The following is a 20,995-nucleotide window of genomic DNA, read 5'->3' on the forward strand; positions in this document are numbered from 1 at the left end:
AGTGGAGGCATTTTTGGCCTTCACTTCTTTTACTCTTTTATACTTATTTCAACAGGTCCGCTTTTTTTGCCAAATATCCGGCGGTATAATATGTGGCATTTTGAGCCTCGCGATGATCAAAACCATAAGCCCTGCGGCTGACAGCCAATACGGGAGGCGCCTGGATACGTTTAGCGACGGCCATGCCTGTGTATAGTTTCCACCACCGTTCCAAATCGGTAATAAAATCGTTGGCGGTTGGAAAAATTCTAGCGACTAAACCTGGTTCACAACCGATGTTTTTTTCTAACGTTCCTGTAATATACCAGGTAAGAATATCTTCCGGAGTGGCTCTATTCCAGTTTTCCATAAATGCTTTGAACAGATAATCGTGATAGGGATAAATAATTGGATCGCCCTTGCCTTCGTCTACGGCTTGGTCAAAGGACAGTTCTGCACTGGGGACGATGTCAATTGATTCTTGGGGAATGACTGTACGGCCAAATACATAATCATTTATATACATAGCCAGAGCATACACTTGATGTTTCCATAAATCGGATAAGGCAGCCAAAAAACCAGCTTGGTCACCATACAATGTGGAGTAGCCGACACTCATTTCAGTTTTATTGGCGTTGCAGGTGAACCCACCGCCGAAAGCAGCGGCTATGCCGGCTAAAATACGGGCAGAACGGTCACGGGCCTGGATATTTTCGGTTACGAATGAAGAAATGGAAAGAGTGAATTGTTCACCGGTGGTCAGATTAGTGACCGGAGTTTGTCCGACCTGCTGGATTGTGTAATCCACAACTTCCTGAATCGGCATTACAGTATATAAACAGCCTAGATTTTGGGCCAGTTTTGCAGCCAGTCCCTTGGTTGTTTCAGAATTAAATTTACTGGGCATATTGACCAGTAGTACTTTGTCAGGACCCAAGATGTCTACATATAGGGCAGCGCTTACAGCGGAGTCAATTCCGCCGGAGATGCCGACAACAACTTTGTTAATTCCCGCAGATGCCGTAAATTTATGAATTCCATACCGGAGCGCTGTATAAATACTTTTCATGTCATTATCATCGGGTGTAACCAGAGGCGAAAGCTGTAAATCTTCAGAGCCGAAATCTAAGTCAAGTATTTCTACTTTGGTACTGAAGGGAGCGGAGTAAGCGACTACATCTCCTTTTCCGTTATAGACAGTACTGAACCCATCAAAAGTATAGATAGTTTTGCCATTATTTTGTAGCCCGACATTGTTTACATATACCAGAGGGACGCCAATATTTCTGGCTTGTTCAGAAAAAATACGATTTCGCTTGTTATTTTTGTTTATCGTGTAGGGCGAACTGGAAATATTGATTAATAAATCCAAAGGACCGTTTTGCTGTAGAATGGCTATTGGATTAACGGAATAATCATTGCTCCAGCCGTCTTCACATAAAATACAACCCAGTTTCAACTTTTTTCCGTTAATAGTAATATGAATTGGCTGAAGTAACTTTTCTATTTTTTCACCGCGTTCCATAGCTAATTTTCGTAAGCTAAAGAAGTGGCGGGTGTCGTCAAATTCACGGTAATTGGGCAACAGGGTCTTAATCCGATAAGGATAGGGGAAATTGTCCGAACCTAATAATCGGCCATTTTGAGCGACAAAAGCAGCATTGTATTTCCGGATTCGTCCATCATCGCCGCGTTTTTCCCAATCCACCGCCACATTGCCAAAGACGACGACAATATCCGAAGCGGCTTTGATAATTTGTTCGCCAAAATATTCGCAGTCTTTGAGAAAAGAAGGTTGTTCCCAGGTGTCACCAAGCAGGTAGCCTGGAATGACCATTTCTGGGAAAATCACTACATGGCAGTTGGCTCTGCGGGCTTGTTCAATAACCGACAACATCGTATGTGCATTGTCACGAGGACGACCCGGAAGTACTTCTACTTGTCCAAGGGCTATTTTCAACATGATATCCACCTCATACAGTAATCATTGCCTTGTTACAGGCTGTCACATATGCATAATTATTCAATTAACCGACAATAACAGTATTTCTCTGTCGAATCAAGGATGTCCTTCTTAGAAGAAAAACAGTGCCAGTTTTAAGAATAATTGCAGTTATTATTTTTTACATATTTGTAAACAATATTTTAAAAAATTTATTGACAGGTAAGTTAAAGAACAATAGAATATTATTAAATACTGAATCTGATAATAGCTGTGAACAGGAAGAGTAACTGTGTGTACTGCAGTTCAGCGAGTCGGTGACCGATTTACGGAGGTGGAATGACCGACCTGGAGAGCATAGTGAATGGTCCTGTGAGCTGCCCACCGAACGATTTCCAGTAGGCTGGGCCGGCTGCTGCCGTTAACAAGCTAGGGTATCGGAGCCGTATAGGTATCCCGTACCTGAATAAAGAAGAAAAACCTTTCAAGTTTTTCAATTAGGGTGGTACCGCGAGCTATTTCGCCCCTGTATGGGGGAGATAGCTCTTTTTTTATTTTCATTTTTGAGGAGGAGTACGGCATGTTGAAAAAATTTTTGGCGATAGTGGTCAATAAGACTGATCTTACGCGAGAAGAAGCCAAAGAGTCTATGGATATTATTATGTCTGGCAAGGCAAGCGAGGGGCAGATAGGTGCATTTCTTGCGGCTTTACGTGTAAAGGGTGAAGTTGTGGAAGAAATAACCGGGTTCGCCGAAACCATGCGCGCACATGCTGAAAAGATTTCCTGCAAAAATCATGGTTTGATTGATACCTGCGGTACCGGCGGTGATAGTAAAGGTACTTTTAATATATCAACCACAGCAGCTTTTGTACTGGCGGGAGCCGGCGTGTCCGTAGCGAAACATGGCAACCGGGGAGCGACCAGCCCTTGCGGCAGTGCCGATTTACTGGAAGCCCTGGGGGTACGGATTACATTAGCTCCTGAGATTGTGGCACAATCCATTGATAAAATTGGTATTGGTTTTATGTATGCTCCTGCATTTCACGGTGCAATGAAATATGCCGCTAAACCCCGGCGTGATCTGGGGTTCCGCACTGTCTTTAATATTCTTGGACCTCTGACGAATCCCGCCGGTGCAGAATGTCAACTGATGGGGATATATGACGGGCGCATGACCACTACGATTGCTGAAACACTTGCAGCTCTGGGCAGCAAACGGGCTATGGTGGTACACAGCCATGACGGCATGGATGAGATATCCACAGCCGTACCTACTACCATTTCTGAGGTTAAAGGAGGGGATGTTCATACCTATCAAATTGACCCTGAAAAATTGGGTTTTGTTAAACCACCTCGGGAGGCATATCTGGGTGGCTCGGCTCTTGAAAATGCCAAGATTACATTGGATATATTGCAAGGGCAAAAAGGGTTTAAACGGGATATTGTACTGCTTAATGCTGCAGCCGGTCTTATTGTCAGCGGCAAGGCGGAGAGTTTTCCGGAAGGCTTGGAATTGGCAGCCTCAAGTATTGACTGCGGAGCTGCCCTGGCAAAACTGGAGGAATTAAAAAAATTTAGTGTAGTACATGAGAGGTGAGTCGGATTATTATTAAAATCTGCGGTATAAAAACAGCTTCTGCGGCTGCTGCCGTGACAGAAGGAGGAGCGGATCTAGTTGGTTTTGTCTTTGCTCCGAGCCGGCGGCGTATCAGTGTTACCGACGCGCAGGCTTTGGCACTTACCTTGTCGGGTATCGCCAAGGTAGGAGTATTTGTTAACGAAAAAATTAGCAGGGTCAATGAGATTGCGCATTTATGTAACCTGGATTATGTTCAGTTGTCCGGAGATGAATCAGCAGCATATTGCCGTCAGGTTAATCGGCCGGTTATCAAAGCCTTACAGGTTGGTAAAGTTGGATTTTGGGATAAAATTACAAACTATAAAGTGAGATATTTGCTTTTAGACACCTTTGTTCCCGGCAGTTACGGCGGCACAGGAAAGGTCTTTGACTGGCAGATCATCGAGCAAGTACGATCTATATCCGATATTCCGGTTTTCATTGCCGGCGGTCTGAAGGCTGAGAATGTGGCGCTGGCCATGGCAAAAACGGATTTTCAAGGGGTCGATGTATCCGGTGGTGTAGAGACGGCTGGAGAAAAAGACCCGGCGAAAATTTTAGCTTTTATACAGGTTGTCAGGAAAGCGGAAAGGGTGAGGAAAAATGCTTAATAAGATTGTTCAGGCGAAGTATAAAGAAGTCGAAGCAGCGAAAATCAAACTTCCACTCAGCAATATTAGAGATAATGTCGAAGCAGGTTCCCATGTCTTTTATAACGTGTTCATGCAAAAAGACTGGTCACTCATTGCGGAATGTAAACTTGCATCTCCTGTCAAGGGAATTTTTCATCCAGGGAGAACAGTTGCCGACCTTGCCGCAATTTACAATGCTAATGGTGCCACAGCCCTTTCCGTATTGACCGATTGCCACTTTGAGGGGAGCCTGGATGATATTGGGGAAGCAAAGAAGGTTAGCAGCCTACCGATATTGAGGAAGGATTTTATTGTTGATATTTATCAAATTTATGAGGCCCGGGCATTGAAAGCAGATGCAGTGCTGTTAATTGCGGCTGTGCTGGCTGATGATGAAATAATTTCCTGCCTGAAGGTTGCCGATGAATTAGGAATGGATTGCCTGGTTGAGGTTCATACCCTGGAAGAACTGCAGCGGGTTTTGAAGACGCCAGCCAATATCATCGGGATTAATAATCGTGATTTAACCACTTTTACTACAAGTATCCATACAACGCATGAATTGATGCAGGAATGCGAAACCGGAAAACTGATAATTAGTGAGAGCGGCGTGCGTACGCAAGAGGATGCCTTACTTTTAAAGTCTTGGGGAGTAAAAGGCATTTTAGTGGGAGAAGGATTGGTAACAGCTCCGAATATTGCCTTGCGTACAAGGGAATTGTCTTTAAGTACCGTCCAAAAAAAACTATGTTAAATTGATTTTATAATTATATAAATTCAATATACTAGGAGGAGTAGAAGTGCCTGATAAAAATGGCCGTTTTGGCAAATTCGGCGGACGCTATGTTCCGGAAACAATTATGCCGGCATTATCTGAACTGGAAAAAAGATATATGGAATTAAAAAATGATGAAGGTTTTCAGCAGGAACTCTCTCAATATTTATCTGAATATGCCGGACGCCCGAGCCGTTTATATCTTGCCAAGCGTCTGACAAAACATTATGGCCGTGCAACCATTTATTTGAAAAGAGAAGATCTGAATCATACCGGTTCCCATAAAATTAATAATGCTTTAGGACAGGCATTACTTGCCCGTTATATGGGGAAGAAATGTGTTATTGCGGAAACCGGTGCAGGGCAACATGGCGTGGCCACGGCTACCGTCGCTGCTTTATTCGGTTTAAAGTGCCGTGTTTATATGGGGAAAGAAGATGTGGAGCGGCAGGCACTGAATGTGTTCCGGATGCGACTGCTGGGAGCCGAGGTTGTCCCGGTAACTAGTGGTACGGCCACATTAAAAGACGCGACTACCGAAGCTTTCCGTGACTGGGTGACAAATGTGCGGGATACAAATTATATTATTGGATCGGTTATGGGGCCTCATCCATATCCGATGATGGTGCGCGATTTTCAGTCAGTAATCGGGAAGGAAATTAAGAAACAAATACTGGAAAGTGCCGGGACTTTGCCGGATTATCTGGTAGCCTGCGTTGGCGGCGGCAGTAATGCTATGGGAACATTTTATGCTTTCAGGAACGATGTTCAGGTCAAAAAGATTGGTGTGGAGGCGGCAGGCAAGGGTCTGTCAACGGGAATGCATGCCGCTTCGCTTACAGCGGGACGGCCGGGCGTACTACATGGTGCTTTGAGTTATGTTGTTCAGGATGAAGAAGGGCAGATTATTCCGGCTTACTCTATTTCTGCCGGCCTGGATTATCCGGGAGTTGGAGCTGAGCATTCCTATTTTAAGGATACCGGTATTGCAACTTACGTTGCAGTGACCGATGAGGAAGCTTTGGCAGCCTTCCAGCGGCTAACGGCATTAGAAGGAATTATTCCGGCTATGGAAAGTTCCCATGCCCTTGCTTATCTAGAATACTTAATGCCTGAGACATCTTCTGAGCAAAGTGTTGTCGTATGCTTGTCGGGTCGTGGGGATAAGGATGTGCAGATGGTAGCAGATATTTTGGAGGGATGAATCATGTCGCGATTAGCTGATAGATTAAATTATATAAAAGATAGCGGAAAAAAAGGATTGATAATTTATATTACCGGCGGTTGTCCTGATCTGGATACAACAGTGCAAGCCGTTTTGGCAGCGGAAAAAGCAGGTGCCGATGTTGTGGAAATAGGTATTCCTTTTTCCGATCCGATGGCCGATGGCCCGGTGATTCAAAAAGCGGCGGCGCAGGCTTTACAGGCGGGAGTTACTGTATCCGGGATTTTAGAAACCGTAAGAAAAATCCGCACACAGTCTAATATTCCGTTGGCACTTATGACCTATTTTAATCCTATTTTGCAATTTGGGACGGATGCGTTTGTTCAAACGGCTAGACAGGCAGGAGTAGACGGGCTTATTGTGCCGGATGTACCGTTTGAAGAAAATCAGGAATTATTCGCGCCGTGCCAAAAGTTAGGGGTTAACCTGGTGCAGTTTGTTGCACCGACTACCACGATTCAGCGGTTGGCTAACACTTGCCGGGCGGCCAATGGATTTATTTATTGTATTTCCAATACAGGAGTTACCGGTATAAGGGATGTGGATTTTAGCGGTTTAGAACCTATCATTACCGAAGTTAAATCCCGCACGCCGGTACCTGTGGCCATCGGTTTTGGCATTGCATCACCGGAGGCTGCAGCCAGAGCGGCACAATATGCTGATGCGGTTATTGTGGGGAGTGCCGTTGTTGACAGGCTAATGACAGATGGGATCGACGGAGCTGCTGCTTTGATTGCCGGTATACGCAAAGCACTGGACGGGGAGATTGCATCATGATGATTCAGCCGAGCTGTGAAGAGTTTGCGCGTTTGGCGGAAAGCTATAATGTGATTCCGGTATATACCGATATCGCAACCGATACGGAAACCCCGGTTTCGCTATATTATAAACTGATTGGCGAAGATATCGGTTTTATGCTGGAAAGTGCTGAAACCGGCAAGAACTTTGGCCGTTACTCCTTTATCGGTGGCGACCCTTTTGCCGTTATAGCTGCGTATGGGCATGGTGTCGGCATTACTCTGGATGAAGAAACTCACTTTATGCCCGGAAAACCTCTGGAGGTAATACGGTCATTTTTAAAAAGGTTTACTGCAGCTCCGCTTATTCCGCTGCCGCTGGTAGCGGGCGGGGCAGTCGGTTATTTCGCTTACGATATTATCAGCACGTTTGAAAGGGTACGCGGCCATAGTATTCCGGAAGATCTATTGGTGAGTCAGCTATTGTTTTGCCGTGAACTAGTTGTCATGGATCATTTGACGCATACCAGCAAGATAGTCTCTCTGGTCAGAATACAGCCGGGTGATACTGTTGAAAGCGTGTATCATGAAGCTAAAGCGCGGCTGGAGGGGATAAAGGAAAAATTGCAACGGACGGTTGTATTACCCGGTCAAAAAGATAGTGAAATGAAAAACTCTGTAAAGTCTAACTTTACACGTGAACAATACATGGATCTAGTGGAAAAATCCAAAGAGCATATTCGGGCGGGGAACATCTTTCAGGTAGTGATATCACAACAGTTGACGACCGAATTGCAGGATCATCCGTTTAATATGTACCGGAAACTGCGCCGACTTAATCCTTCGCCCTATATGTTTTATATTAATTTTGGTTCTAAAAAATTGGTAGGCGCTTCGCCTGAAATACTGGTGAAGCTTCAAAACAGGCATTTGACGAATCGCCCCATTGCCGGTTCACGGCCACGCGGGGAAAATGCTGCTGAGGATGAGAAGTTGGCGAAGGAATTGCTGGCCGATCCTAAGGAATGTGCGGAACATACTATGCTGGTGGATCTTGGACGCAATGATTTGGGACGGGTTTGTGTGCCGGGAACCGTACAGGTGGAACGGTTCATGGCTGTGGAAATGTTTTCTCACATTATGCACATAGTATCCGATGTGGGCGGAACTCTTAAACCCGAATTAGATGCTGTGGACGCCCTCAAAGCTTGCTTTCCGGCCGGTACTTTATCCGGAGCTCCGAAGGTACGGGCTATGGAAATCATCCATGAGCTGGAAAAAAAGTCTCGAGGGGTGTATGGTGGAGCCATTGGATATATCGATTTTACCGGAAATATGGACACCTGTATCGCCATCCGCACCATGGATATTGAAGGTTCCCTGATTAAAGTACAGACGGGAGCCGGATTAGTTTATGATTCAGATCCCGGCAGGGAATATGATGAAACCCTGCACAAGGCTCAAGCGCTACTGAAAGTGATTGGTACGGCAGGGGGGGAGCAGAATGACTGATGTTTTGATTATTGATAACTACGACTCCTTTACGTATAACCTGTATCAGTATGTAGCGTTACTGGGCAGACAGCCTGTCGTTGTCCGCAATGATGTAGTCTCCATTGAAGAAATTACTGCTATGAATTGCCAGGCGATCGTTATTTCTCCAGGACCGGGAACTCCGGACGAGGCAGGTATCAGCAAGGATGTAATCCGCCATTTTACTGGGAAAATACCGATATTGGGGGTTTGTCTGGGACATCAAGCCATCGGTGAGGTTTTTGGCGGCAAAGTAGTGCGGGCTCCGGAACCGGTACATGGGAAAATCTCGTTAATCAGGCACAATGGGCAGGGGATGTATCAGAGAGTGGCGAATCCGCTACCGGTTGGCCGCTATCATTCACTGGTTGTAGCTAAGGAAGATTTGCCGGACTGTTTGGAGATAACGGCTTTTACAGAAGACGGGTTGATTATGGGGCTGAAACATAAGCAACATGCTCTGGAGGGGGTTCAGTTTCATCCGGAGTCCGTGTTGACTTCCCAGGGGATGGAACTGTTGGGCAATTTTTTTGCCGGCATATAAAAAAGGATTGCGACCAGTTTTAAGGGTATGTTATGATTAAGCAAATAGCTTATATTTTAAATGACAAGGAAGAGGAAAAGTAGGTGTATGGTTCTTAGCGGCAGCGAGTCGGGAACGGTGTAAGCCCGGTGCAAGCCAGACACACGAAGTTCGCCTCGGAGTTGCCCGCTGAATTTCTGTTAAAGAGGAGAGTAGGCGGTTGCCGGGAGTTTGCCCGTTATAGCAGGGGAGTATCGGTTGGTACCCGTACTTCTATAAAGTGATTCGCCGACGCGGATAATCAAGGTGGTAACGCGAGACCTCTCGTCCTTATAGGACGGGAGGTTTTTATACTTAAAGGAGGGAAAACCGTGTCTCAATGTAAAGAAAATGTAAATACATTAGGATATCTTGGTCCTCGCGGAACCTATAGCGAAGATATGGCCCTTAAGGTTTGTGATCAAGAAACAGTCGAACTTCATCCCTATGCAACGATTGATGCGATAATTCGGGCAGTTGCAGATAACGAAATTGATGCAGGAATTGTGCCTATAGAAAATTCTATCGAAGGCTCAGTGAGCATTACACTGGATGTACTGGCCCATGATGTTGATCTTTATATTGTCGGCGAATTTGTACAGCCCATAAGGCACTATTTATTAACCAATTCGAAAACTGATAAGGTGGAAGTAGTGATTTCACATCCCCAGCCTCTGGCCCAGTGTAGAAAATATCTGGCAAATCATCATCCGTACGCCCGGCTGGAGGCGGTAGAGAGTACGGCCAAAGCCGCCGCTATGGTGGCTAAGGGAACTGCAGGGCGTGCCGCCATCGGCAGTTTGCGGGCAGGAAAACTACACGGGCTTAAAGTGATTGATCATGATATTCAGGACTGCGATAATAACTGTACCCGCTTTATTCTCATAAAAAGACAGCCTGATAACGGGATAGACAGACGGATACCTTATAAAACATCGGTGGTTTGCAAAATGAACGGGGAGCGTCCCGGAAGTTTGTGCGATTTTTTGCTTGAATTTGCCCAACGCGATGTCAATCTTACTAAGATTGAATCCCGCCCAGCCCGGACCAATTTGGGTGAATATATATTCTTTTTTGATATAGAAGGCAGTATGGATGAAGAAAAGGTAAAGGCAGCCGTAGAGGCCATTCAGGGAAAAAGCTTGTGGCTGAAAAATCTGGGTTCATATCCATCGCATATAGTGTGTAATGCACTGTAAAAAGATGGTATGTTTTTCGTATAATCTCCCTGCTTGTGAATGAATTGACAAAATCAGACGGGGAATTATATACTGAATCATAATGTGTAGCCTTATTCAAACATGGAATTAGTCTGGAAAAGGGGGGGGTATCTTGAAAAAAACCAATGCAGCCAGATTGCTGGACGGACTACATATCCACTATGAACTTAGAGAGTATGAAGTCGATGAAAATGATCTTGGTGCTGAAAATGTTGCGCATAAAGTAGGCCTCCCTCCGGGACAGGTATTTAAGACATTAGTCACGCGTGGCGATAAAACAGGTGTTTTAATGGCAATCATCCCGGGATGTGAGGAATTGGATTTGAAAACGCTGGCTGCAGTTAGCGGCAATAAGAAGGTTGAGATGGTACATTTAAAGGAAGTATTGGCTTTGACCGGTTATATTCGCGGTGGAGTTTCACCGATAGGGGCCAAGAAGAGATATCCTGTTTATGCGGATACTACGGTTAAAAACTGGCCCGTTGTTGCCATCAGTGCAGGAATCCGTGGTTGTCAGATGATCTTGCTGCCAGACGATTTGATTAAGGCAACGGCGGCAAAGGTTCATGATCTGATAATGAATAGATAGTAGTAAACGTTTGGTTTTCTTACCGATTTTGCATTTCAGCTATAATTTTATAACGTATTCGAGGCACTATTTCGAAGGAGAGTTGCTTATGTATATTAGTACCCGAGGGGATAAGGAAAAGTTATCGGCGGCCAATGCTATTAAGAATGGTATTGCTTTAGACGGAGGGCTGTTTGTGCCGGAATCAATCCCTAAACTTAGTGAACAGCAACTGCTGGCACTGGTGGATATGAACTATGGCCAGCGGGCTTTTGCCATTTTGGAAAAGTTTCTTGAGGATTACCAAAAAGACGAGATCAAAGCCAGTATCTGTGCAGCATATAATGAGAGCAAATTTGACAATCCCGACATTGCTCCGCTGGTTACCGTGGGAGAAGACCGCCATGTGTTAGAATTATGGCACGGACCGACAAGTGCTTTTAAAGATATGGCGCTTCAATTGCTGCCTCAGTTACTTTCCAGGGCACTGAAAAAAACAGGGGAGAAGAAGGAGGTAGTCATTCTGGTAGCTACTTCTGGTGATACCGGGAAGGCTGCGTTGGAAGGTTTTAAAGATATTGAGCAAATTAAAATTATTGTTTTCTATCCACGTGAGGGAGTTAGCAAAATTCAACGGCTACAAATGGTGAGTCAGGAAGGCCAGAATGTGGCTGTTGTATCGGTTCAAGGTAATTTTGATGATGCGCAGACCGGAGTCAAAAAAATCTTTAACGACAATATAATAAATTTCAGACTACAGGAGCAGGGGTTTCAATTATCCTCAGCAAATTCAATAAACTGGGGGCGTTTGGTACCACAGATTGTTTATTACTTCAGCGCCTATGCGGACATGGTAAAGGGCGGAAAAATTGCTCAGGGGGGAGCCGTTAATTTTGTTGTTCCCACTGGAAATTTTGGCAATATTCTGGCCGGATACTATGCCAAACTTATGGGCTTGCCTATTCATAAACTGATCTGTGCCTCGAACAGCAATAATGTTCTGACAGATTTTCTGCATACCGGGATCTACAATCGCAATCGTGGTTTTCATAAGACCTTGTCTCCCTCTATGGACATTTTGATTTCCAGCAATTTAGAACGTCTTCTATATCATGTTACAGGGGGAAATACTGCTCAGGTTAAAGCGTGGATGGAAGAATTGCAAAATAGCGGGACGTATAATATCGGAAACGATTATTTAAGTCAATTACAAGAGATATTCTGGGCAGACTGGGCGAATGACGAAGAGACAGTTGCGGTTATTAAAGATGTATTTAGCCGTTATCACTATCTTGCTGATCCTCATACAGCGGTAGCCTGGCATGTCTATAATAGTTATCGCCGTCAAACCGGCGATTATACTCCAGCGGTTCTGGTTTCAACAGCAAGCCCTTTTAAATTTAATGAGAGTGTATTGTTGGCAATCGACAATAGCATACGGAATGAAAATCAGTCCGAATTTGCCATGCTCCATAGTTTAGCTGACAGGACTGGCTGGCCGGTTCCAAACGCACTGGCAGATTTAGCACATAAAGAAATACTCCATAAAATAAATTGCAGCAAAGAGGAAATGCCAGCAGTTCTAATGGAAATATTAAAAATTGATTAATAAAGACACACCAGGGTCGCGCTTGGTGTGTTTTTATGCGTCAGAGCTCATTATGGAGCAGGGAGTTGTTGTTGCAAAGCTAGTACAGGAGCAAACAAATCCCCATGAGCCTTTACTCTGTCCAATACCTGCAGCGAATCAAAAGTTAGTGCCTGAGCATTAGTAGTATTTAAGGCATTTTTTAATTCATCCCAAGTTACCGGTGCTGAAACAAGGGGATTTTTCCCTGCACGCAGGGAATATACACAAACAGTAGTCTTATGACTATCGTTTTGGCTCCAGTCGATAAAGACCTTACCTTGTCGCAGGGATTTTCTCATTTTTGACAGAATAAGGTTTGGATATTGCTTCTCTAAAGACTGTGCTAAATTTTTGGCAAATTGTTTGGTTTGATCATAACTAACCGTAGTATTCAATGGCACATATACTTGTAAGCCCTTAGAACCTGATGTTTTGGCAAAAGTTTTAAGGCCTTTGGAGTTGAAATATTCATGGAGAAGCAGACTAACCTGGGCGCATTCCAGTATGCCGGCGGGATAACCGGGATCAAGATCAAGGACCAGCATGGTAGGGACAGTTGCATTACTTTCCAGGGACAGAGAAGTGTGGAGTTCTAGCGTCGCCAGATTTGCAGCCCAAACGAGAGATGCCAGGTCGTTTACTATACAGAAATCGATATATTTGTTATTGCGGTTACTCCACACCGGAGTTGTATGGAGCCATTCAGGCCGGTGAGCAGGACATGCCTTTTGATAAAAATATTTAGCTGCCGCGCCATTTGGGTAGCGTTTCAGGGTTAGCGGGCGATTATGTAAATGAGGAAGCAAAACAGGAGCAATACGGATATAGTAGTCAATTACCTGAGATTTTGTTACTGTTTTTTCTTCATAAAAAATTTTTTCCAAATTGGATAAAATTACTTTTTTTCCATCAATATCAACGCTTGTTTTGGAGGGCATGAACTCTCTTCCTTTTTGGACTGGTTTTTTGTTTTTTTATTGCCGACACACTGGCTTCCAATGCTGCCATAAGATCTATTATTTTACCAGGCTGATTTTGAACTTGAGCAGGAGCAGTTACTGTTTCGCCTTCTGCTTTGTTTTTAATTAAATTAAGTACCTTCTCACGATATTCATCATGGTACTTTTCTGGTTGAAAGTCATTGGAGAGGGATTCAACCAACTGTAAAGCAATTTTAAGTTCTTTTTCAGTCGGCTGAGTATCACCTGCGGCTAAATCGCTTAGTTCGTCTGGAGAGATAATTTCGTCAGCGAAAAATAATGTAGAAAGAGTGATAGTTTGTCCGTTGGGTCGTAAAACGGCAAGATACTGCTTATTACGAAGAACAAATTTAGCAACCGCTACCCGTTTTGAAGTTTCCATAGCTTCCAATAATAATCTATATGCTTTCATGGACGTGGGCTCGGGTATGAGATAATAGGATTTTTCAAAGTAAATAGGATCAATTTGTTTCATAAGCACAAAATCTTCAATTTCGATACTGCGTGAAGCTTTTGGGGTTACGGATGTTAATTCTTCAGAGCTTACAACGACATACTGATCAGGGGAAACTTCATAGCCTTTAACAATATCTTCAGCCATTACCTCTGCTCCATCCGTAGAACAGACCTTTTTTAATCGGATGCGGCAGCCATCCTTTTTGCGTAACTGATGAAAATGAAGATTTTTATTTTTGATAGCATTGTGCAGACGAATGGGTATGTTTACCAGACCGAAACTGATAGTACCACTCCAAATAGGACGTGCCAATTATAATTCACTTCCTTTATGTTTCGCGTACTACATCGAGAGCAGGCTTATCAAAACGCAATCCCTTAAAAGAAGGATGACGTAAAGTTTGATTTGCAGTCCATTCAGTAAACTCACACTCAATGATAAGTTTAGGATAAACAAAGACAATATCTTTCATACGAGGTGGGTTAATAAAAAAGCCGGATTCGCAGCGGAGAGGCTTGAGGAGCTGGGTGAGCTGATTAAGGGAGGCGGCATTAAAGCCAGTACCTACCTTACCAGCATAAAATAGCTTCTGAGAGATGTCATGAATACGGGCTTGCTTGGCTGTCATATCATAATAACCTAGTAAGAGAGCACCAAATGATGTATTACGGCTTCCTTTCCCTTGTTGCCAACCACCAATTATAAATTCCTGGCGTAATGTATTTTTTATTTTTAACCAGTCACCGGTTTTTTGACCAGGATAATAGAGGCTGTCCAGACGTTTGGCGATGATGCCTTCCAGCCCCAGTTTTTTTGTCGCTAATAACATGGCGTTTCCGGAGCCTGTCTGGTAGGCCGGCACCTGGCAGAAGGGACTGGTCAATTGAAGGTTTTCCAGAATATTTCGTCTTTCGACATAGGTCTTATCCAAAAAATATTGGCCATTAAGGTATAATACGTCGAAAATGATATAGGTAGCGGGTGCTTCTGTCATCATGTTTCGAACTTTATTTAAGGTTAGTCCGAAACGCTTTTGTAAGGTAGAAAAAGAAGGTCGCCCGGCAGCATCCAAGCTTACGATTTCACCATCTAAAATAATTTGGGTTATTTTATGTGCCTGAAAGAGTTCTTCAAAGGGAGCCAGTTCCGGATACAGGGGAGTAACGTCATGGCGGTTGCGGGTAAGTAGGGAGAATTTATTATTATTCAGATACAGCATGGTTCTCATGCCATCCCATTTCACTTCAAAACCATAGTCAGCATCGTTAAGAGGAAGAGAGGACGATAGTTTGGCCAGCATTGGCTGTAATAGGCGCATAGGCAAAGATCCTCTGTTTGAAAAAATCGTCATGTTATTCTATACAGTATGGAATGCATACTATGTTGTGGCTCCCAAAAACAGGGGGCTTCCAGCCGTTCTTTTAAGGAAACTACTACGGTCAAGAATTTTCCAGTAAAGTTTCAAGCTCACTGAGCAGTGTATTGAATTTAGTCAGTGTCATTTCAATAGGGGTTGGTGAGTTCATGTCAACACCGGCTTTTTTCAACAGGTTTAAAGAATAGTCGGAGCCGCCGCTTTTTAAAAAATGAAGATAGTTTGTTTGAGATGAGGAACCTTCGTGTAGTATTTTTTCAGCCAATGTGGTAGCGGCAGAGTAGCCGGTGACATACTGATATACGTAGAAACTCCAGTAAAAATGCGGAATTCTAGCCCACTCGATATCAATTTCCTTATCAACTATAATGGCAGGTCCATAATATTTTTCATTTAAGGTGTGCCATTCTGCTTCCAGCATATCGGCAGTGATGGCTTCACCATTTTCAGTTTTTTCGTATAGTAATTTTTCAAATTCGGCAAACATAGTTTGGCGATATACTGTTCCGCGGACTTGTTCTAGATGTTGGTTGATCAGGTATAATTTCTTGCGTTTATCTTTAGTTGTTTGCAGCATAAAATTCAAAAGCAATATTTCATTGGTTGTAGAGGCAACTTCAGCGGAAAAAATGGTATAAGAAGCAACCGAGTAGGGCTGATTATTGTGGCTATAATAGCTATGCAGCGCATGTCCCATTTCATGCGCCAATGTAGAAACATCATCATAGCGGTCATGATAGTTCAATAATACGAACGGATGAACTCCATATGTTCCCCACGAATATGCTCCGGTTTGTTTCCCTTTGTTTTCGTAAACGTCAACCCAGCCGGAAGTTAGACCCTTTTGCAAGATATTCAGATATTCCTCCCCGAGGGGACGAAGGGCTTTTTTCACTAAATCAAGCCCTTCCGAATAAGGAATGTGGAAAGAGACATCTGAAATTAGAGGAGTATATAGATCGTACATATGGATGGAGTCAAGGCCAAGCGATTTTTTTTTCAGGTCAACATATTTATGGAGAGGGTGCAAATGTTTATGTACAGTCTTGATTAAGTTGTCATAAACGTTCAAGGGAACATTATCTGTTTCCAAGGATGAGGCTAAAACAGAACTATATTTGCGCGTTTTGGCATAAAAAATGTTTTTCTTTATATTGCCGCTCAAAGTGGCTGCAAAGGTATTACGATATTGACTGTACGTGGTAAACAAGTTTATAAACGCCTGTTGCCGTACTGTACGATTGGTTGAACGAATGAGTGAATTGTAACGTCCTTCGCTTAATTGTACTTTTTTCCCATTTTGATCAAGCGTTTCCGGGAAAACCATATCAGCACGCGCCAGCATGTTAAAAATGTTTTCCGCTGCCTGGGTTGCTTCAGAAGCACGGGAAAGCAGCTCTTCCTCATTCGGAGCAAGGACATGTTTTTTCTGCCTGAATAAGTTTTCAAAATAAAAACTGTACTCATCTAGAGCGGGAAGTTGCTCGCGATATTTTTTTAGAACAGAATCAGGGATTGCCAGAATTTCAGGTTCAATAAAAGCTGCAGCCTCACCGGCTTCAGACAGTAGTGATTCTACTTGTCCGGTCATGGCCTGATATTTAGCGCTTGCCGTATTTTCGTCGCGATGCATACGGGCAAACGCAAATAATTTTCCACTAAGAATACCAAGTGTATCGCGTAATTTTAGGCAGTTAAATAATGTTTCAGCAGAGTTGGAAAGTTTTCCCTGATTATTTTTGATAGCTGGGAATATGGATTCCAATGTTTTGAGATCGTGTTGCCAGTCTTCATCAGTCCGATAAATATCCTCTAAACGCCATTTATATTCAGGTGGAATTTCTTCTCGCTGGGGAACGGAAGACCCGGATTGACCTGTTTTTGTACTATTCCAGGCTAGCTCTCTACGGTAAACAAGGGGTTCAAACTTTGGCATTGAAAATTCTCCTTTGTCTATGTAAAATATAATGTAATATTTAATAGTTCCAGTCTTTTTCCCTGTATAGCTTTTGAAAAAAAATAATTTCTATACTTTAAAATAAGACATAATACCTTCAGCAATGCACTCAGCTGCTTTATTTCTGCCATCGGCACTACTCAACAACACCTCTTCTTCAGGGTTGGAGATAAAAGCTACCTCAATAAGGATAGCAGGAATGGCATTATTCCGCAAAATATAAAAACTGCCAAACCGTACGCCGCGATCTTTGGTTCCAAGACCTTCCACTAGTTTTTTTTGAACACAGGCTGCCAATCTACTGGATTCGGATCCACCATAGTGGAAGACGGAAGTTCCGGCAGTAGCGGTGTCGGCAAAGAAATCGTTATGGATGCTTACATAAATGTCTGCATGATTTTCATGGGCAATGGCAATACGCGCAGCTAAATCTCCGATATTGGTGTCGTCCTGACTTACTTGGCGGTCTTCTTCTCTTGTCATTAATACCGTAGCGCCATTCATTTCCAACCTATTTTTTAGTAAGAGGGAGATGGCCAAAGTATTATCTTTTTCCAAGCTGTCCGAATATCCGGTTGCCCCGGTATCTTCGCCGCCATGACCCGGATCCAGACAAATTACCTTTCCGCTTAAACGAGCATTTTCCGGTATTTCAATTACAGGCAAACGATCGCTGGCCGGTAGGGTAACACCGCCTTTTGAAGAAATATATACGGCTTCTTTTGCCGTGTCATACTTTAGTTGCCAACGAAGCATTTTTGCCATTGAACGTAATGTAATAAGTACATCTCGGGTGACATGAATATTTATGGGCAAAGGTTGACCGTTTATAATTATCCGCATATATTTACACCTTCTTTGAAATGCTGCTGATATTACTGTATTTTATGCGAATGTTGTTTGGTGTGTTACTTTGGGTTCCTTCGATGAAACCAAGGAAAGAGGTGAGGATTATAAAAACTCTTCTGGTGACGCTTAATGCAAAATATATTCATTCTTCACTGGCCTTACGTTACCTGCGTGCCTGCTGTCAGGATGTGTGCCCCACAATCGTCAAGGAATATACCATAAATCATAATCTGCTGTCTATCTTGCATGACATTTATAAACAAAAGCCTAAAATTATCGGTCTGGCCTGCTATATCTGGAATATTGATATGACCATAGCATTGGTTGGATTGATAAAAAAGGTATTGCCGGATACGTTAATTATTTTTGGGGGGCCGGAGGTTTCTTATGATCCGGAAAAAGTCATGCAGAAGTGTCATGATGTAGATTATATCATTCAAGGTGAAGGTGAAAATACTTTACGGTTTTTACTACAGGAGTTAGCAGAAACTCGGCAAAAGTTGGCCATTACGGAACTTAGCTCGATATCTGGCGTAGCATATCGTAACGCAGAAGGTAAAGTAGTTATTAATGGAGAAGCACAGGTAGTTGCCAGCCTGGATGATATTCCTTTTCCTTACACTGATTCCGATATGGCAGCACTAAAAGATAAGATTATTTATTATGAGAGTTCACGGGGCTGCCCCTTCAATTGCCAGTATTGTTTATCAAGTGTGACCAAGGGGGTTCGCTTTCATAACTTAGAGCGGGTATATGCGGATTTAACTTTCTTTATCAGACATAAAGTGAAGCAGGTAAAGTTTGTTGACCGTACCTTTAATGCTAAGAAGGATTACTATCTTCCAATCATGCAGTTTTTAGCGCAGCAGGAGGGTACAACCAATTTTCATTTTGAAATTGCTGTAGACCTGCTGGATGACGAAGTGATTGATTTTTTATCTTCCGTACAAGTAGGCAGGTTTCAGTTTGAAATCGGTATTCAGTCTACCAATGAACCGACTTTGAAAGCGATACAGCGCACTAACAAATGGGATAAGATTGTTCATAATGTAACCCGTTTAAGACAGGGAGAAAATATTCATTTACATCTTGACCTGATTGCCGGTTTGCCTGAAGAATCTTACTGGCAGTTTGGACAATCCTTTAATGATGTGTATCATTTACGCCCACATATGATACAACTGGGTTTTTTAAAGCTGCTTAAAGGTTCGGGGCTACGGATGAAATCTAAACAATATGGCTATATTTTTTCCGATTGTGCCCCTTATGAAGTTTTGGCCAACAATTGCCTGCCTTTTGAGGATGTTAGTCGGCTTAAAATATTGGAAGGATTAGTTGATCAGTTTTATAATAGTGGGCGATTTCAATATGTATTACCTGTGTTTATTAATTTATACAAAGGAAATGCATTTCAGTTTTTTCACGATTTTACAGCATATTGGGAAAAGAATGAATGTAATATGCTGGAACAGGGAATTAAAGGACTCTATCAACACATAATAAATTTCTATCAGGATTGTGGCTTTTCGGATGTTGAATTCTTCCTGGAAATGGTGAAGTTCAATGCACTCATAAGTGAGAGGGGGAAGGTGCATTTTCCGTTTTTACCATGGAATGAAGAAAAATGGTCTCAAGAAAAAACAAATTTTTGGCGTTCTCCAGAATTAGTTCGTAAATATCTGCCGGAGTATAATTTTACAACATGGCGGGATATAAAAAAACAATATCATCTGGAAGTTTTTTCGTTTGATCTCTCCAGCTATTTTAAGGAGCAGGGAAAGCTTGAGAAACAACTGACACCGATACTTTTTAACTATCATGGAGAGGAAAACTTTCAAAAAATTGCTGTAACAGATTTCTGGGAGAAGGAAGGAATATAGTAAGGATGCGTTATAATGCCTATTCCGAATACTTACGACAACGTTATGGAGAAAAAGTGTATAAATTACCGATTAGTTTGCCTGTGACATGCCCTAACAGGGATGGCAGCTGTGGACAGGATGGTTGTGTCTTTTGCGGGGCAATTGGTGCCGGTTATGAAAATTTACCGGCTTCGATGACTGTTACCATGCAAATTAATGCTAATCGAGAACATATTGCGCCTAAATATAAAGCAAAAAAATTCATACCATACTTTCAAAACTTTAGCAATACATATCTGCCTATTGAGGAATTGAAGGGATATATATATGAGGCTTGCCAGCCGGATGTAGTCGGTATTGCTATTGCTACAAGGCCGGATTGTATTCATGATGAGTATTTGCATATGCTTGCCAAGATACAAAAAGAACGTGGTGTTGACATTAGTATTGAACTGGGACTGCAAACGGTAAATTACCATTCTTTATTGAAAATAAACAGAGGACATACTTTAGCTGAGTTTATTGATGCCGTAATACGAATTAAGAAATCCGGATTGGAAATTTGTGCTCACCTAATTTTAAACTTACCATGGGATGATATTAATGATGTGATTGAAAATGCTAAAATTGTATCAGCCTTGGGAATTGATCAAATCAAGCTGCATGCATTATATATTGTCAGGGGAACCATTATGGCAGAGTGGTACCAGCAAGGCAAAGTAAAAATTATCAGTCAGGAGGAATATGTTGAGAGGGTAGTAACTTTCTTAGAATATCTTTGCCCGGATATAACTGTTCAACGTTTAATTGGGCGTGCTCCGGAAAAAAACACTTTGTTTACCAATTGGCAGACAGGGTGGTGGAAGATCCGGGATGCCATTGAAAAAGCTATGGAAGCAAGAGATACCTATCAAGGAAGTTGCTGCGACTACTTAAATGGTAAGGAAGTAAAAAAGTACATAGGGCAGAAACTGGATTTTATTAAAAAATGTTGACATAATAAATTATCTTATGATACCATGTAAAAGGTCGCGGCAATAAGCGACAAAAACTGCCAAAAGGACCAATAAAAAACAGGTTGACACGAAGCA

The 20,995-nt window shown here is 42.8% G+C and carries 18 protein-coding genes and 2 other annotated features; of the genes, 12 read left to right on the forward strand and 6 right to left on the reverse strand.

Annotated features, from left to right (window positions below; translation table 11 throughout):
- Positions 1-43 precede the first annotated feature (43 nt).
- The gene (nadE, locus tag P22_RS15335) at positions 44-1,942 is read right to left on the reverse strand and encodes an NAD(+) synthase (RefSeq protein WP_054261104.1); all 1,899 of its coding nucleotides are present in this window, start codon (positions 1,940-1,942) and stop codon (positions 44-46) included.
- A 243-nt stretch (positions 1,943-2,185) separates the two neighbouring features.
- Positions 2,186-2,452: a binding site (T-box leader), on the forward strand.
- 49 nt (positions 2,453-2,501) lie between these two features.
- Between nadE and trpD the strand changes: the two genes are divergently transcribed.
- From trpD to thrC, 10 genes are all read left to right on the forward strand, one after another.
- Positions 2,502-3,521: an anthranilate phosphoribosyltransferase gene (gene trpD / locus P22_RS15340; protein ID WP_054261105.1), complete on the forward strand. Its 1,020-nt coding sequence runs from the start codon at positions 2,502-2,504 to the stop codon at positions 3,519-3,521.
- Entirely contained in the window at positions 3,518-4,153 is a 636-nt protein-coding gene (locus tag P22_RS15345) for a phosphoribosylanthranilate isomerase (protein ID WP_235814679.1), read from the forward strand. Before trpD ends, P22_RS15345 begins: the two co-directional genes overlap by 4 nt.
- Positions 4,146-4,928: an indole-3-glycerol phosphate synthase TrpC gene (gene trpC, locus P22_RS15350; RefSeq protein WP_054261106.1), complete on the forward strand. Its 783-nt coding sequence runs from the start codon at positions 4,146-4,148 to the stop codon at positions 4,926-4,928. Before P22_RS15345 ends, trpC begins: the two co-directional genes overlap by 8 nt.
- 46 nt (positions 4,929-4,974) lie before the next feature.
- Positions 4,975-6,153: a tryptophan synthase subunit beta gene (trpB, locus tag P22_RS15355; protein ID WP_054261107.1), complete on the forward strand. Its 1,179-nt coding sequence runs from the start codon at positions 4,975-4,977 to the stop codon at positions 6,151-6,153.
- A gap of 3 nt (positions 6,154-6,156) precedes the next feature.
- Positions 6,157-6,951 (forward strand): tryptophan synthase subunit alpha, encoded by a 795-nt coding sequence (gene trpA / locus P22_RS15360; protein ID WP_069972834.1) that lies wholly within the window; start codon positions 6,157-6,159, stop codon positions 6,949-6,951.
- Positions 6,948-8,423, forward strand: coding sequence for an anthranilate synthase component I (trpE, locus tag P22_RS15365; RefSeq protein WP_054261109.1), 1,476 nt, complete (start codon positions 6,948-6,950; stop codon positions 8,421-8,423). Before trpA ends, trpE begins: the two co-directional genes overlap by 4 nt.
- Positions 8,416-8,988: an anthranilate synthase component II gene (locus P22_RS15370; RefSeq protein WP_054261110.1), complete on the forward strand. Its 573-nt coding sequence runs from the start codon at positions 8,416-8,418 to the stop codon at positions 8,986-8,988. Before trpE ends, P22_RS15370 begins: the two co-directional genes overlap by 8 nt.
- A 57-nt stretch (positions 8,989-9,045) precedes the next feature.
- Positions 9,046-9,302, forward strand: a binding site (T-box leader).
- Positions 9,303-9,338: 36 nt separating this feature from the next.
- Entirely contained in the window at positions 9,339-10,205 is an 867-nt protein-coding gene (gene pheA, locus P22_RS15375) for a prephenate dehydratase (protein ID WP_054261111.1), read from the forward strand.
- Positions 10,206-10,338: 133 nt separating this feature from the next.
- Positions 10,339-10,815: a Cys-tRNA(Pro) deacylase gene (ybaK, locus tag P22_RS15380; protein WP_054261112.1), complete on the forward strand. Its 477-nt coding sequence runs from the start codon at positions 10,339-10,341 to the stop codon at positions 10,813-10,815.
- 88 nt (positions 10,816-10,903) lie between these two features.
- On the forward strand, positions 10,904-12,403 hold the full coding sequence (gene thrC / locus P22_RS15385) for a threonine synthase (protein ID WP_054261113.1): 1,500 nt from the start codon (positions 10,904-10,906) through the stop codon (positions 12,401-12,403).
- A 50-nt stretch (positions 12,404-12,453) separates the two neighbouring features.
- On the opposite strand, the gene ligD (P22_RS15390) is transcribed toward thrC, so the two are convergent.
- From ligD (P22_RS15390) to P22_RS15410, 5 genes are all read right to left on the reverse strand, one after another.
- Complete coding sequence (gene ligD, locus P22_RS15390; RefSeq protein WP_054261114.1) at positions 12,454-13,362, reverse strand: non-homologous end-joining DNA ligase; 909 nt, start codon at positions 13,360-13,362, stop codon at positions 12,454-12,456.
- On the reverse strand, positions 13,340-14,173 hold the full coding sequence (locus P22_RS15395) for a non-homologous end joining protein Ku (RefSeq protein WP_054261115.1): 834 nt from the start codon (positions 14,171-14,173) through the stop codon (positions 13,340-13,342). The genes ligD (P22_RS15390) and P22_RS15395 overlap by 23 nt, the downstream gene beginning before the upstream one ends.
- A gap of 16 nt (positions 14,174-14,189) precedes the next feature.
- Positions 14,190-15,179, reverse strand: a complete 990-nt coding sequence (gene ligD, locus P22_RS15400) for a non-homologous end-joining DNA ligase (RefSeq protein WP_054261116.1) — start codon at positions 15,177-15,179, stop codon at positions 14,190-14,192.
- Positions 15,180-15,300: 121 nt separating this feature from the next.
- Complete coding sequence (gene pepF, locus P22_RS15405) at positions 15,301-17,172, reverse strand: oligoendopeptidase F (RefSeq protein WP_054261117.1); 1,872 nt, start codon at positions 17,170-17,172, stop codon at positions 15,301-15,303.
- Positions 17,173-17,262: 90 nt separating this feature from the next.
- On the reverse strand, positions 17,263-18,036 hold the full coding sequence (locus tag P22_RS15410; protein ID WP_054261118.1) for an N-acetylmuramoyl-L-alanine amidase family protein: 774 nt from the start codon (positions 18,034-18,036) through the stop codon (positions 17,263-17,265).
- 83 nt (positions 18,037-18,119) lie between these two features.
- On the opposite strand from P22_RS15410, the gene P22_RS15415 reads away from it, so the two are divergent.
- On the forward strand, positions 18,120-19,922 hold the full coding sequence (locus tag P22_RS15415; RefSeq protein ID WP_235814681.1) for a B12-binding domain-containing radical SAM protein: 1,803 nt from the start codon (positions 18,120-18,122) through the stop codon (positions 19,920-19,922).
- A 5-nt stretch (positions 19,923-19,927) separates the two neighbouring features.
- Positions 19,928-20,899: a tRNA modification radical SAM protein MnmL/YtqA gene (locus P22_RS15420; protein WP_054261119.1), complete on the forward strand. Its 972-nt coding sequence runs from the start codon at positions 19,928-19,930 to the stop codon at positions 20,897-20,899.
- Positions 20,900-20,995 lie beyond the last annotated feature (96 nt).

It is taken from the genome of Propionispora sp. 2/2-37 (assembly GCF_001298735.1).
Taxonomy (GTDB): domain Bacteria; phylum Bacillota; class Negativicutes; order Propionisporales; family Propionisporaceae; genus Propionispora.